Origin of the sequence: Kribbella sp. NPDC004875, from assembly GCF_042873375.1 — a bacterium.
GTDB lineage: Bacteria > Actinomycetota > Actinomycetes > Propionibacteriales > Kribbellaceae > Kribbella.
In genome coordinates this window covers 704,896-717,560 of sequence record NZ_JBIALI010000006.1, presented here as the reverse complement: position 1 = coordinate 717,560, position 12,665 = coordinate 704,896, and the positions used below count along the sequence as shown (strand labels likewise).

13 protein-coding genes and 1 tRNA gene are annotated in these 12,665 nt (G+C 69.2%); 8 read left to right on the top strand and 6 right to left on the bottom strand.

Annotation, left to right across the window (positions count from 1 at the left end):
• Window positions 1-72 precede the first annotated feature (72 nt).
• The 5 genes from ACFYRH_RS34010 (at window position 73) to ACFYRH_RS33990 (ending at window position 3,669) form a co-directional block, all read left to right on the top strand.
• Complete coding sequence (locus tag ACFYRH_RS34010) at window positions 73-963, top strand: class I SAM-dependent methyltransferase (protein WP_387783840.1); 891 nt, start codon at window positions 73-75, stop codon at window positions 961-963.
• Window positions 964-1,013: 50 nt separating this feature from the next.
• Window positions 1,014-1,634 carry an oligoribonuclease gene (gene orn / locus ACFYRH_RS34005; RefSeq protein ID WP_387783839.1) on the top strand — a complete coding sequence of 207 codons (621 nt, stop codon included), beginning with the start codon at window positions 1,014-1,016 and terminating at the stop codon, window positions 1,632-1,634.
• Window positions 1,635-1,713: 79 nt separating this feature from the next.
• Window positions 1,714-1,786 (top strand) — tRNA-His (locus tag ACFYRH_RS34000).
• 615 nt (window positions 1,787-2,401) lie between these two features.
• A complete protein-coding gene (locus ACFYRH_RS33995) occupies window positions 2,402-2,890 on the top strand; it encodes a SigE family RNA polymerase sigma factor (protein WP_387783838.1) in 489 nt (162 codons plus the stop codon).
• 14 nt (window positions 2,891-2,904) lie between these two features.
• Window positions 2,905-3,669, top strand: a complete 765-nt coding sequence (locus ACFYRH_RS33990) for a hypothetical protein (RefSeq protein WP_387783836.1) — start codon at window positions 2,905-2,907, stop codon at window positions 3,667-3,669.
• Window positions 3,670-3,870: 201 nt separating this feature from the next.
• Here ACFYRH_RS33990 and ACFYRH_RS33985 read toward each other — a convergent pair whose 3' ends face one another.
• Window positions 3,871-4,482, bottom strand: coding sequence for a MarC family protein (locus tag ACFYRH_RS33985; protein ID WP_387783835.1), 612 nt, complete (start codon window positions 4,480-4,482; stop codon window positions 3,871-3,873).
• Window positions 4,483-4,530: 48 nt separating this feature from the next.
• On the opposite strand from ACFYRH_RS33985, the gene ACFYRH_RS33980 reads away from it, so the two are divergent.
• Entirely contained in the window at window positions 4,531-4,881 is a 351-nt protein-coding gene (locus ACFYRH_RS33980; protein ID WP_387783834.1) for a thioesterase family protein, read from the top strand.
• Window positions 4,882-4,952: 71 nt separating this feature from the next.
• Here ACFYRH_RS33980 and ACFYRH_RS33975 read toward each other — a convergent pair whose 3' ends face one another.
• The 3 genes from ACFYRH_RS33975 to ACFYRH_RS33965 are packed head-to-tail and all read right to left on the bottom strand — an operon-like array spanning window position 4,953 to window position 7,756.
• Window positions 4,953-5,942, bottom strand: a complete 990-nt coding sequence (locus tag ACFYRH_RS33975) for a cation diffusion facilitator family transporter (protein WP_387783833.1) — start codon at window positions 5,940-5,942, stop codon at window positions 4,953-4,955.
• Between the two features lie 9 nt (window positions 5,943-5,951).
• Window positions 5,952-6,572 (bottom strand): response regulator, encoded by a 621-nt coding sequence (locus ACFYRH_RS33970; protein WP_387783832.1) that lies wholly within the window; start codon window positions 6,570-6,572, stop codon window positions 5,952-5,954.
• Window positions 6,569-7,756 (bottom strand): sensor histidine kinase, encoded by a 1,188-nt coding sequence (locus ACFYRH_RS33965; protein WP_387783831.1) that lies wholly within the window; start codon window positions 7,754-7,756, stop codon window positions 6,569-6,571. Before ACFYRH_RS33965 ends, ACFYRH_RS33970 begins: the two co-directional genes overlap by 4 nt.
• Window positions 7,757-7,901: 145 nt before the next feature.
• Here ACFYRH_RS33965 and ACFYRH_RS33960 point away from each other — a divergent pair, with 145 nt between their 5' ends.
• Window positions 7,902-8,870 carry an SMP-30/gluconolactonase/LRE family protein gene (locus ACFYRH_RS33960; protein ID WP_387783830.1) on the top strand — a complete coding sequence of 323 codons (969 nt, stop codon included), beginning with the start codon at window positions 7,902-7,904 and terminating at the stop codon, window positions 8,868-8,870.
• A gap of 164 nt (window positions 8,871-9,034) precedes the next feature.
• Complete coding sequence (locus ACFYRH_RS33955; RefSeq protein ID WP_387783829.1) at window positions 9,035-10,132, top strand: ankyrin repeat domain-containing protein; 1,098 nt, start codon at window positions 9,035-9,037, stop codon at window positions 10,130-10,132.
• A 59-nt stretch (window positions 10,133-10,191) separates the two neighbouring features.
• Here ACFYRH_RS33955 and ACFYRH_RS33950 read toward each other — a convergent pair whose 3' ends face one another.
• Together ACFYRH_RS33950 and ACFYRH_RS33945 are read right to left on the bottom strand one after the other, a co-directional pair.
• Window positions 10,192-10,872, bottom strand: coding sequence for a DUF429 domain-containing protein (locus ACFYRH_RS33950; RefSeq protein WP_387783828.1), 681 nt, complete (start codon window positions 10,870-10,872; stop codon window positions 10,192-10,194).
• Window positions 10,865-12,610, bottom strand: coding sequence for an aminotransferase class V-fold PLP-dependent enzyme (locus ACFYRH_RS33945; protein ID WP_387783826.1), 1,746 nt, complete (start codon window positions 12,608-12,610; stop codon window positions 10,865-10,867). The genes ACFYRH_RS33950 and ACFYRH_RS33945 overlap by 8 nt, the downstream gene beginning before the upstream one ends.
• Window positions 12,611-12,665: the final 55 nt, after the last annotated feature.

Genomic DNA, 12,665 nt, shown 5'->3' with positions numbered 1-12,665 from the left:
CACGGTAGTGCTGTTTGCCGGTCCGGCAACACGAGGTGGGCTGGGCCTGTCAACAGGACCAGACTTGTCGTCATGATCGAGATCGATTGGGGCGAAGAGGCCGGGCGGCTGCGCGCGTCCGCAGCTGGTGAGGCCGACTGGAACGCCGCGGTGGCGAGCCGTCTCGTGCGGGACGGCGACAAGGTCGTGGCGGACATCGGGTGCGGTGGCGGTGGGATGGCCAAGGCGCTCGCCGAGGCGCTGCCTGGTGCGACCGTGGTGGCGATCGACGCGGATCCCGACGTACTGGAGCAGGCGCGGGAGCACACCGCGGGACTCGTTCGGTGCGAGCTGGCGTCGATGGACGAGGGCGCTGAGCCGTTGCGCCGGGCAATCGACGCGCCGGCCGACCTGGTGTGGGCGTCCGCGTCGGTGCACCACGCTGCCGACCAGCAGGCCGCTGTGGACGCGCTGGCGTCGCTGCTCGCCCCAGGTGGGCGGCTGGCGCTCGCTGAGGGCGGACTGCCGGCTCGGCACCTGCCGTGGGACCTGGGGATTGGTGAGCCCGGACTGGAGCTGCGGCTGGATCTCGCGCAGGACCGGTGGTTCAAAGTGATGCGGGAGTCACTGCCTGGGTCGGTGCCGTTGCCGTACGGGTGGACCGAGGCGCTCACGCGGGCTGGGCTGACCGACGTGACCACACAGAGCGTGCTGAGCGAGACACCGGCGCCGCTGTCGCCGCAGCGGCTGGATGACGTCGTACGGCAATTCCAGACGCGGATCGAGCGGCTGACCGGGGCGGGACACGGGCATGGTCACGGGCACGGGCACATGGTTGTGCCCGATGAGGAGTGGCTGAGCCCGGAGGATGTGGACACCTGGCGGCAATTGCTGGACCCGCAAGGGCCGCATTTCCTTGGACGGCGGGTAGACCTCGCCATACTGTCCGTACGGAGCGTCCACCTGGGGAACGCGCCACGCTGACGGGCACGCCGTCGCTGGACTGTCGGAGGCTCGCCGTAAGGTGGGTGCCCATGAACGACCGGCTGGTGTGGATCGACTGCGAGATGACCGGCCTCGATCTGGTGAACGATGCCTTGATCGAGGTCGCGGTGCTGGTCACCGACTACGAACTGAACGTGCTCGGTGACGGGATCGACCTGGTGATCGCGCCGCCCCCGGCCGCGCTCGAACAGATGGGTGACTTCGTTCGCGACATGCACACCACGTCCGGGCTGCTCGAAGAGCTCCCGACCGGCATCCCGCTCGCCGACGCCGAGCAACAGGTCCTCGACTTCATCACGTCGTACGTGAAGGAGCCCCGCAAGGCCGCGCTCGCCGGCAACTCCGTCGGCACCGACCGGACCTTCCTGGCCCGGGACATGCCGCGCGTCGAGTCCCACCTCCACTACCGCAACGTCGACGTCAGCTCCATCAAGGAGCTCGTCCGCCGGTGGTATCCGCGGGTCTACTACGCGACCCCCGCCAAGAACGGCAACCACCGCGCGCTCGCCGACATCACCGAGAGCATCGACGAGCTGCGGTACTACCGGGAGACCGTGTTCGTGCCCCAGCCCGGACCCGACTCCCCCACCGCCCGGGCCGCCGCGAGCCTCTTCACGACCGCGGTCGAGGACACCCCAACAGGCTCCTGACCTGCGGATCCACCCTCGATTTCAGGTCCCGACAGTTCATCGCTATGATTGCTCAGCCGTCGCGGTTCGGACGGCAATGGTGGGTGTAGCTCAGCTGGTAGAGCACCTGGTTGTGGTCCAGGTGGTCGCGGGTTCGAGTCCCGTCACTCACCCGAAGTCGAGGGCGACGTGTGCTCGCGGAAAGCGCGAGCCTCGTCGCCTTCGGCATTTTGTGCGGCTGCGCTTCGCTTGCCGCCGGCGGGGGCTCCGCCACCCGCACCCCCTTGCGCCTTCGCTTCGCTCGGCTCCCTGGCTGGGGTTGTCTTTCGGCTTTCCGGCTGGGGCTGGGGTTGTCTTGCGGCCTTCCGGCTGGGGCTGAGGTTGTCTTGCGGCCTTCCGGCTGGGGCTGGGGTTGTCTTGCGGCCTTCCGGCTGGGGCTGCGGTTGTCTTGCGGCCTTCCGGCTGGGGCTGCGGTTGTCTTGCGGCCTTCCGGCTGGGGCTGCGGTTGTCTGTGGCCTTCCGGCTGGGGCTGGGGTGTCTTTCGGCTTTCCGGCTGGGGCTTGTGGTCGGCTGTTGGCGCTGGCTGCGGTTGTCTGCATGGGAGGATGCCCGGGTGAAGGCCTCTGGGAGTATGTGGTTCGGGTACGGCGTGGTTCTGCTGGTCACGTTTGTGGTGGGGTTCTTGGCGTTCGGGGTTTGGGTGTTGTCGAAGGTTTTCTGAGGTGGGTGTGATCTGACGGGCCTGTCGATGCGTCTTTGGGGGCAGAGGCATCGACGAGAGGGTGTTGATGAGGTCTACCGAGGAATTCGAGGAGTTTGCGCGGGCTTCTGTGGGGAGGCTGTATCGGACTGCTTGGTTGCTGGTGGGGGATCGGCACCACGCTGAGGATCTGGTGCAGGACACGCTCGCGAACCTGCTGAAGGTCTGGCACCGGGTCGAGAACCCGGGGGCCTATGCGCGGACCGCGATGGTGCGGACGTACATCTCGCAGCGGCGGCGGAAGAGTTGGTCCGAGCGGCCGACCGAATCGTTGCCCGAGGTGGTGGAGCGGGCCGGAGATCCGGAGCTGCGGCTGGCGTTGCAGAGCGCTCTGAGCGAGCTGGCGCCGCTGGATCGGGCTGTGCTGGTGCTGCGGTTCTTCGAAGATCGCAGCGTCGAGCAAGTCGCGCTCGATCTCGGCAAGAACACCAGTGCGATCACCACTCGCACCGCCCGCGCCCTGGACCGCCTGCGTGCGGTCCTCGGTGAGGGTGCCGCCCAGCTGATCGCGCACTGAACCGAGGAGAACCCATGAACACCCAGCTCACCGACCTGATGCAGAAGGCCACCGAGAACCTCGAGCCGGTCACACCCGACCTGCTCGAACGCAGCGTCACCCAGGGGCTCCGGCTGCGCCGCCGGCGTACGGCGCTGCTCACCGCGAGCGGCGCCGGTGCAGTACTGGCCACCGCCGGGCTGATCGCGGGCGGCATCCACGTGCTCGGCTCCCCCGCGGACGCCGCGGTCGCCGGCTCACCGGTTCCGCTCACCAAGCCGTCGACCAAGCCGTCCGTCAAGCCGACACCCGCCACCAAACCGGTCGGGGTGACTCCCAAGCAGACCCTGGCGACGCTCAGGTCCCTGCTCGAGGCTCCCGGCCGGACCCTCTCGGCTCCCGAGACCTGGGGTGGCGGCGACTACGCCGGGGCGGCGTACGTCGTCGACGACGGCCACGGTGCCGCCCGCGTCGACGTGATGATCTCCGGCGGCGGCGAACAGAACCCGTGCGTCCCCGCCCGCACGGGCTGCAAGACCCTGCCCGACGGCTCGGTCCTGTTCACCTCCAAGGAGTCCCCGGAGTACTCCGACAGCCGCCAGAAGCAGTACAGCGTCGTCAGCAACCTCGTCGTCCTGTACCGCCACGACGGCCGCAACATCAACCTCACCAGCTACAACGGCCCGGCGGAGAAGGGCAAGCAGCACACTCGCCCCACGCCCATCCTTTCCGTCGCCGACCTCACCACCCTCGCGAAGAGCACCGCCTGGAAGCTGCCGTCGGCCAAAGCCGGCAAGTAGCTCACCGACGGACGGAGCGGACAGCGTCCGCGACGACGTAACCAGTGGGGGTGTCGGTGAGGGTCACCGAGGCGGCGAGACCGGCTGAGGAGGTGTAAGTGCCCAGACTCAGCCCCTCGCCGCCTCGGGGCTTCGCCGCCCGGGAGCAGGATCTGGGTGAGCACGTTGCGCGTGTCCCAGGTATTCCGATCAGCGGGCGTGTTACTTCACCGCGAGCACGCCGTGGGTGACCAGCTCGACCCCGATCGCCAGGGTGAGGAACCCGATGATGCGGCTGAGCGCGCCGAGTCCCGTCGGACCGAGCTTGTCGACCAGCGGCGTACCGAAGCGGAGCAGCACCACGACCAGGGCGGCCATCGCGAGCGCCGCGACGATCACACTCGCCCGGTTCTCGATCCCGGGGTGCCGGGCGGTCAAGGCGATCACCACGCCGATCGCGCCCGGACCGGCGATCAGCGGCAGCGCCATCGGCGAGAACGACACGTCCGGCTTCGCCACGCCGTGCGTCTTCTCGTCGTCGGTCAGCGTCTGGCGGGCCACGATCATCCCGAAACCGGAGTGCGCGACCACGAGGCCGCCGGCGATCTGCAGCGCGGGCAGGCCGATCCCCAGGCCTTCCAGCACGAGCGTCCCGAGCAGCGCGAACACCGTCAGGATGCCGAAGACGTAGACACCTGTCAGTACCGCTTGCCGACGGATGGCGGACCGGCCGACGCCTTGCGTCAGACCCGCGAAGGTAGCCAGCGCACCGATCGGATTCATGATCGGCAACAATGCAGCCAAGGCCGAAACCGCAACGTGTACGGGCTCCACGGACGGGAAGCGTACACGGCCCAGAGAAGGACCAGCGAGGAACCTGCCGTGCGCCACGAGGTCACTGCCGCCGACACCGCGCTCGCAGTGGGCAGCGGCGACGTCGAAGTCCTCGCCACGCCGCGCCTGATCACCTGGCTGGAGCACGCCACCACCGGACTCGCCCAGCGCCACCTCCGCCCCGGCCAGACCTCGGTCGGTACGGCGGTGCGCCTCCGCCACCGGCTACCGACCCGGGTCGGCGACACCGTGGACATCGTCGCGGCGGAGCCCGAGGTCGACGGCCGGCATCTGCGTTTCCAGGTACGCGCCACGAACTCGGCCGGCCAGGTCGTCGCGGACGGCGAACTCGAACGTGTCCTGGTGGACCGCGAACGCTTCCTCGCGAACGTGCCCTAGTGTCCCGAGTCGGAAGTACGGCGGCGCTTTCGATTCAGGACACCAGCGACTGTCCTTCCAGCCGATGGGTTCTAGACCGGCGGCTCGACGTACCAGCGGGGTAGTTGGGCGGGCTCGAGGCTGGTGGGGTCGCCGGGGCGGGAGAGCGTGAGGATCGCCTGCTGGATCTCCCGCCGCGCGTTCAGGGCGTCCTCGATGGCGTACAGCCGGGCCGCGACCTCGGACTCCACGTCGTTGCCGATGACGTCGACCGCGGCGACCAGGAAGATCCGGTCCGCGCCGACCCACTCCATGTGCAGGAAGGTGACCCGCTCGATGTCCTTGTGGTCGAGCAGCGCGCGCAGGACGCGGTTCCGCGCCAGCGGTGTCACGGCCTCGCCGGTGAGGAAGTCCATGTTGCGGCTGATCAGGAACAGGGCGACCACGCCGAGCAGGATGCCGACGACGATCGACCCGACCGCGTCCCAGGCCGCGTTGCCGGTCAGCTGGTGGAGCAGGATCGCGACGCCTGCGATCAGGATGCCGATCAGTGCGGACAGGTCCTCCACGAACACCGCCCGGAGCACCGGGTTCGACGTCAGTCGCACGTAGCGCCACGGCCTCAGCATCCGCTCGAGCGCGCCGGCCTTGGTCTGCCGCAGCGCCTGCGTGAACGAGATCCCCTCGAGCACGAACGAGACGCCCAGCACGGCGTACGCCCAGCCGTACGACGTGCTCTCCGCCTCACCGTGCTCCAGCGACTGGATACCGTGCCAGACCGAGACCGCGGCGCCCACCGTGAACAGACCGAACGCTGCGAACATCGACCAGATGTAACCGACCCTGCCGTACCCGAGCGGGTGCGTCCGGTCGGCGGGTTTACGCGCCCGCCGCTCGCCGACCAGCAGGAAGATCTCGTTGCCGGTGTCGGCCCAGGAGTGCGCCGATTCGGCCGCCATCGACGCCGATCCGGTGATCACCGCGACCACCGTCTTGGCGACCGCGATCAACAGGTTCGCCGCGAGCGCGACCAGGACGGTCAGCAGGCTCTCGCCGCCGTCTGCTTCGTCGGAGCTGCTCACAGTCGAACCCTAGCCGGACGGACGGATGATCCGTTGGTCAATCGCCCGGGCGACGGCCGCGGCCCGGGTGTCGACCTCGAGCTTGGTGTAGATGTGCGCGAGGTGGGACTTGACCGTCGCCTCGCTGACGAACAACCGGCGGGCCAGTTTGCGGTTCGACAGGCCGGTGGCGAGCAGGTTGAGGATCTCGACCTCGCGGTCGGTGAGCGTCGGGCCGGAGCGCCGCACCAGCCGGGCGGCGACGGCCGGGGCGAGCACCGTCTCACCACGTGCGGTGCCGCGGATCGCGCGGAACAGATCCTCTGGCGGCGCGTCCTTCAACAGGTAACCGGCCGCGCCGGCGTCGATCGCACTCATGATGTCCGCCTCGGTGTCGTACGTCGTCAGCACCAGCACCTGAGGCGGCTCGGGAAGGGCGCGGAGGCGGGCCGTCACCTCGGCACCACCCGCCCCGGCACCGAGGTTGAGGTCCATCAGCACGACATCCGGATGGACGGCTGTGACGAGCTGCTCGGCGCTGCGCGCGTCCGAAGCCTCGCCGACCACGGTCAGGTCCTCCTGCCCCTCGACGAGCGCGCGTACGCCGGCGCGCACCACGGGATGGTCGTCGACCAACGCGACCCGGATCATGCGCGCGGCTCCGGTTTCGGTCGCGTTTCGGGTCGCAGCGGAATCGAGACGGCGAGGGCCGTGCCCTCTCCCGGTTCGCTTTCCAGCACGAGCGTTCCTCCCAGTTGTCTCAGCCGTTCACGGATCCCGGCCAGGCCGTGGCCGCGATCGGAATCCATCTTGACTGAAATTCCGGGAAGGCCGCGGCCGTCATCCACAACGTCGAGAACGACCGCATCTGGTTGATACGTCAGGGTCACGACAGCGGTTGTCGCGGCCGCATGCTCGAGCACATTGGCCAGTGCTCCGCGGGCGGTGCGCAGGATTGCTGTCTCCACCTCCGAGTCGAGCGCTATCGGCGTACCGTGCACCAGCACGCGGACCTGTAGGGAGCTGTGCGCTGACAGGCGCGCACACGTCCTGCGCAGTGCTGCCGGCAGTCCGGCGGTCAGCTCTGCCGGCGCCAGGTCGCGGACCACTCTGCGGGCTTCGTCCAGTCCGTCGCGTGCTGTGGCGGCCGCTTGGGCGGCGTGTTCGCGTGCAGCGGCCGGTTTGTCGTCCCACTCGCGTTCTGCCGCCTGCAGGAGCAGGTTGATGCTCGACAGGCCCTGCGCGACGCTGTCGTGGATCTCGCGCGACAGCCTGGCCCGCTCGGCAATGACGCCGGCTTGGTGCTGCGCGTCGGCCAGATCGCCTTGCGCCGCGTGCAGGTCGTCGAGCAGCGCCTGTCTGGCCAGTGCATCCCGCTCCAGCGCCCGATAGGCGCCCACGGCAAGCACTGCGATGCAGACCGGGCCCAGAACGATGGTCGGGTCCAGGCGGTCGGCCATGCGGGACCACTGCACCACGGTGACGACCACCATGCCCGCAACGACCAGGCAGGCCGGCCGGAACGACAGGATCCGCAGAGCGACGAACGACAGCGGCACGGCGCACCAGGCGAACGACGGCGCCACCAGCACCAGGCCGCACCACTCCAGCACCAGTAGAGCCAGCCAGACCTGCCCGGGCAGCACCCGATAGGCGGCGTACGTCGCCAGCAGGAGCACCGCTCCGACCAGCACCCAGGGCGCCCGGTCACTGAAGCCGTGACCGGTCAGGTACCGCACCGCGGAGGCCAGCACCAGCACGACCAGCGCCGCGTGCAGTGCGGTCGCCAGTCTGGTCGCGTGGCTGAGAACAGCCGGGGTGTGTGCAGTGACCATGTCCAACCGATCGTAGGCCCGGCGGACCGGCTTCCGAATCATCCGTTCGGCTATCCGTTGGTGGCCGAACACCCGTCGTACCGGCGGCCTGGACCGCAGAAGCTGGAGGCAGTTCGAAATCCACCGATCCGCTTGAGAGGTCCGCATGTCTGTCCGCATGTCTGTCCGCACGGTGTCCGCCACCCTCGCGCTGTCCGCAACCCTGCTCGGCGCCGGCGCCTCCACGGCGTTCGCCGCCCGGCCGAGCACCTACGACCTGTCTGGCGACCCCGGCGGCTCCAAGTTCGAGGGGATCGGTTTCGACGCCCGCACGCAGCGCTACTACGTCTCGGAGACGACCGGCGGCGAGATCCACCGCGGCCAACTCCGCTCCGCCAACGCCGTCGAGTGGCTGAAGGGCGACGGCACCGACGGCCGCTGGACGGCCCGCGGCGTGAACGTCGACTCGCAGGGCCGGGTATATGTCGCCGGCGGCCCGAACGGGATCGACCACCCGGGCGCGCCAGACCTGTGGGTGTACTCCCCCGACGGCAAACTGCTCGCTGCGCTCCGCACCGGCGTACCGAACGCGTTCCTGAACGACTTGGTGATCGGGCCGGACGGAGCGGCGTACTTCACGAACTCGAACGCCCCGCAGATCTTCCGCGTCGCCGAGAGGCACGGGCAGTGGACCGTCACGACCTGGGCCGACGCGAAGGGGACGATCGAGACCAGCACCGGCTTCAACCTCGGCGGGATCGCGCTGTCACCGGACCGCCGGGCGCTGGTCGTGGCCCAGGGCAACGTGGGCAGGCTCTGGCGGTTCGACCTACGGACCGCGCGGGCGACCGCGGTCGACACCGGCGGCGCCGACCTGGTGAACGCCGATGGCCTGGTCCAGCAAGGCGCGTCACTGTGGGTCGTGCAGAATTTCTCCCGAGTGCTGAGCACGCTTCAGCTGTCAGCCGACGGCAGCTCGGCACGGCTCGTGTCCGCCACGCCGACGGCCGCCGATCGAGTGCTGACGACGGCCAAGCTCGCGCAGGGCCGACTGCTGGTGGTGGACAGCAAGTTCGACGAGGCGACCGCGGTCCCGCCGTACCAGGTCATCGCGCTCACCCCGCCGCGCCGATGAAGCGCCGTCCGATCGCCGTGACCGCCACCGTGCTGATGGCGGTGGCCACCGCGTGTTCAACTGAGACCAGTACTCCGGCCCCTGCACCACGGGCGTCCGCATCATCGTCCGCATCATCGTCCCCGTCAGCATCACCGTCATCGTCACCGTCTAGGAGCGCCTCTGTGCCGTCCACACTCGACAGTCAGCTGATCGCCGCCGCGTGGAAGAACGACGTCCCCGAGGCGAAGCGGCTGATCACCGCCGGCGCGAACGTCAACGCCGTCGACGACACCGTCCAGAGCGCCTTCTTGATCGCCGCGAGCGAGGGCTACCTCGAACTCCTCGACCTGACGCTGGCTCACGGCGCCGATATCCGCAGCCTCGACAGCTACCACGGTACGGCGCTGATTCGCGCGGCCGAGCGTGGTCACGCCGCCGTGGTCGGACGGTTGATCCAGGCCGGCGTAGCGGTCGACCACGTGAACAACCTCGGCTGGACCGCCCTGCACGAGGCGGTGCTGCTCGGCAAGGGCACCCCGGAGTACGTCGACACTGTCCGGCTGCTGATCGCCGCGGGTGCCGACGTCACCAAGCCGGCCAAGCGTGACGGCGCGACCCCGGTGCAGGCGGCCAAGGACCGCAGCCAGTCCGGCGTCAGCACTGCGCTCACGACCGAACGCCCGTCCTCGCCGACCTCGGCGTTGCTCGCAGCCGCCTCCTCCGGCGACGCGGACGCTGTCGCGGCGGCGCTTGCGGCCGGTGCCCCGATCGAGTCACGCGACGACCACCGCCGTACCGCGCTGCTGCTCGCCTCGCTCAACGATCGCGTCGACGTCGCACGGCTGCTCGTCGAACTCGGCGCCGACCCGGACGCCCAGGACGACCGGCAGGACTCCGCCTGGCTTGTGACCGGCGTGACCGGGAGCGTCGCGATGCTGGAGACCCTCCTGCCCGCGAACCCGGACCTGACCCTGCGGAACCGCTTCGACGGCATCTCGGTGATCCCGGCGAGCGAGCGCGGTCACGTGGACTACGTCCGGCGCGTCGTGCGGACCGACATCAACGTCAACCATGTGAACAACCTCGGCTGGACCGCACTGCTCGAGGCGATCATCCTCGGCAAGGGCACCAAGCCGTGGCAGGACATCGTCCAGATCCTCGTCGCCGCCGGAGCTAACCCCAACCTTCCCGACGCCGAAGGCGTAACCCCCCTCCAACACGCCAAGTCCAGCGGCTACACCCAGATCGAAAACATCCTGCGAACAGCGGGGGCCCACTAGCCTCAGCTCGCCGTCACCAAGCGTCTCAGGTGGGACCGGAAACGAGAGAGGCAGGTGCGCTACGCCCAGATCGCGGCAGTGGTGCCGTCGTCGAGGATCTCCGGTGGGTCCGGGTACGAGTGGGCGCGACCTTCGGCGTACCGCTGGGCCGACCAGGCCACCGCGGCCGCGTCCAGGATGTCGTCCGCGGCGGCCAGCGCCCCGGCCAGGCCGATGTCGCCACCGATCGGCATCCCCGAGTCCGCGAGCAGCCTGCGACGCTCCTCTCCACCGGCCCACGTGGACTTCGCATGCGCCAACGGACGGCCCGCCATGGTCGCGAAGCACACCTCGGGATGCACCTCGAGCACCGGACACGGCGCCTTCGGCACCCAGCCGTCGACGTCCAGAATCTTCGCCGCGAGCCCATACGCCTGCCGACTGATCCCGTGCCCCGTCGTCGACTTGCTGAGCGTGTTCGCCGCGTCGTACGCAGGCGCGCTCAACGCAGCCCGGGTCGGCGTGATGAACACCGACGGCCAGCGCTTCCCGACCACCGTGCGCGCAAGCACATCCGCCTGCCGCGACCCGACCGACGGCAGACCGATCGGGATATCGATCCCCACCACCCGCAGCTCCCCATCCTGCTCAGCCGCCGCCACCAACTCCGCGATCGTCACCCCGAAGTACGCCCGCAGATCCCCCGTGATCCCGACCCAGCCCTTCCGGCAGGCATCGACGCCGAGCACGCGCTCACTCATGCGTGAGGCAGCGAGAAGGCAACTCGAACCACCGCAGATGATCGAAGTCGGTATTGACCTGCCCCTCGGTCTCACTCTGTTCCTGCTGACACGTCGACAGCAGGTCCCGAGCCTCGGCCAGATACTCGTCCAGCGCCGACTCAGGCGCAGTGTGATCGTGCCGCGGATACCGGAGCCGGCCGTCGGCGTCGTACCCGACCTGCGAAAGCCGCATCGGCGGCTCGACCGGTCCGCGGTGATGCCGCCACAGACCGTTCGCCGGGTCGAAGCGGTAGTCGCCGAGCAGCCGCCAACCGTCCCGAGCGACGAGCTTGACGGCCTCCACGACGTACCCGAAGACGGCCTCCGAGATGAAGTAGTTGAAGTTAACCCGCACCCAGCCCGGCTTGATCCCCTCGCAGCCGTGCAGGATCTCCTCCTCGAACTCGTGCGAGCGATCCAGGTCGATCCCGAGCAGCGTGTGACCGTAGGGACCGGCGCACGAGCAGCCGCCGCGGGACTGGATACCGAACAGGTCGTTCAGCAGCGCGACCACGAAGTTGTGGTGCAGGTACCGGCCCGAGGGCGCCTTGACCACGAACGACACGATCGACAGCCGCTCGGAGTCGAGGTTGCCGAGGATCTGCAGGTTCGGTTCCGCGGTCCAGGCCTCGACCGCGCGCCGCAGGTACGCGTCCTCGTGCGCCCGGATCACGTCGATCCCGACCGCCTGCTTCAGCTGGAACGCCAGCCCGGCCCGGATCGACCCGATGATCGCCGGCGTCCCGCCCTCCTCCCGGTGCACCGGATCGTCGAGGTACCGATGCTCCAGCGGGTTCACGTACGCGACCGTGCCCCCACCTGGTACGTCGGGCACTCGGTTCCGCAGCAGTTCGCGCCGGGCGACGAGTACGCCAGGAGTCCCCGGCCCACCGATCAACTTGTGCGGACTGAGAAAGATCGCGTCCTTGTACGACAGCGGATCGAGGTCGCGGCCGCCGTACATGTCGATCTCGACGTACGGCGCCGCCGCGGCGAAGTCCCAGAACGACAGCGCACCGTGCCGATGCAGCAGCGCCGACACCCGATGCGTGTTGCTGACGATGCCCGTGACGTTGCTGGCGGCCGAGAACGAGCCGATCTTCAGCGGCCGCTCGGCGTACTCGCGCAGCCTCGCTTCGAGCTGGTCGATGTCGATGTGCCCGTCCGCGTCCTGCCCGATCACGACCACGTCGGCGATCGACTCACGCCAGGGCAACTCGTTCGAGTGATGCTCGTACGGCCCGATGAAGACGACCGGCCGCTGCTCCGGCGGGATCTGGTCGATCAGGTGATAGGTGTCGTCGAGCTCCGCGGGGATCCGCAGGCCCATGATCCCGATCAGCTTGTCGATCGCCCCGGTCGCGCCCGACCCGCAGAAGATCACCGCGGTCTCGGCGTCACCGCCGACGCTGGTGTGGATGATCCGGCGGGCGTCCTCCCGCAGGCGGGTGGTCTGCAGGCCGGTGCCACTCGACTCGGTGTGGGTGTTCGCGTACCGCGGGAGCACCTCCTCGCGGATGAAGTCCTCCAGGAAGGTCAGCGCGCGACCGGACGCTGTGTAGTCGGCGTACGTCACCCGGCGCGGACCGTACGGCCCAGGCATCACCTGGTCGTCACCGATCACCGACGCCCGGATCCTCCGTAGCAGCGGCGTGTCCGCCGGCATCCCGGCGCGCGCGTCCGGCTGCTCCCCCTGGCCGGCCCCCTGGATGGTCATGGCGCCAGGGTAGAGCCGAAGCGTGACGTTCGTCTCGTGTTCCGGCGACGACCTG

Coding starts and splice junctions, on each gene's coding strand:
- ACFYRH_RS34010 (WP_387783840.1), top strand. CDS start 73: ATGATCGAGATCGATTGGGGCGAAGAGGCCGGGCGGCTGCGCGCGTCC.
- orn (WP_387783839.1), top strand. CDS start 1,014: ATGAACGACCGGCTGGTGTGGATCGACTGCGAGATGACCGGCCTCGAT.
- ACFYRH_RS33995 (WP_387783838.1), top strand. CDS start 2,402: ATGAGGTCTACCGAGGAATTCGAGGAGTTTGCGCGGGCTTCTGTGGGG.
- ACFYRH_RS33990 (WP_387783836.1), top strand. CDS start 2,905: ATGAACACCCAGCTCACCGACCTGATGCAGAAGGCCACCGAGAACCTC.
- ACFYRH_RS33970 (WP_387783832.1), bottom strand. CDS start 6,572: ATGATCCGGGTCGCGTTGGTCGACGACCATCCCGTGGTGCGCGCCGGC.
- ACFYRH_RS33965 (WP_387783831.1), bottom strand. CDS start 7,756: ATGGTCACTGCACACACCCCGGCTGTTCTCAGCCACGCGACCAGACTG.
- ACFYRH_RS33960 (WP_387783830.1), top strand. CDS start 7,902: ATGTCTGTCCGCATGTCTGTCCGCACGGTGTCCGCCACCCTCGCGCTG.
- ACFYRH_RS33950 (WP_387783828.1), bottom strand. CDS start 10,872: ATGAGTGAGCGCGTGCTCGGCGTCGATGCCTGCCGGAAGGGCTGGGTC.
- ACFYRH_RS33945 (WP_387783826.1), bottom strand. CDS start 12,610: ATGACCATCCAGGGGGCCGGCCAGGGGGAGCAGCCGGACGCGCGCGCC.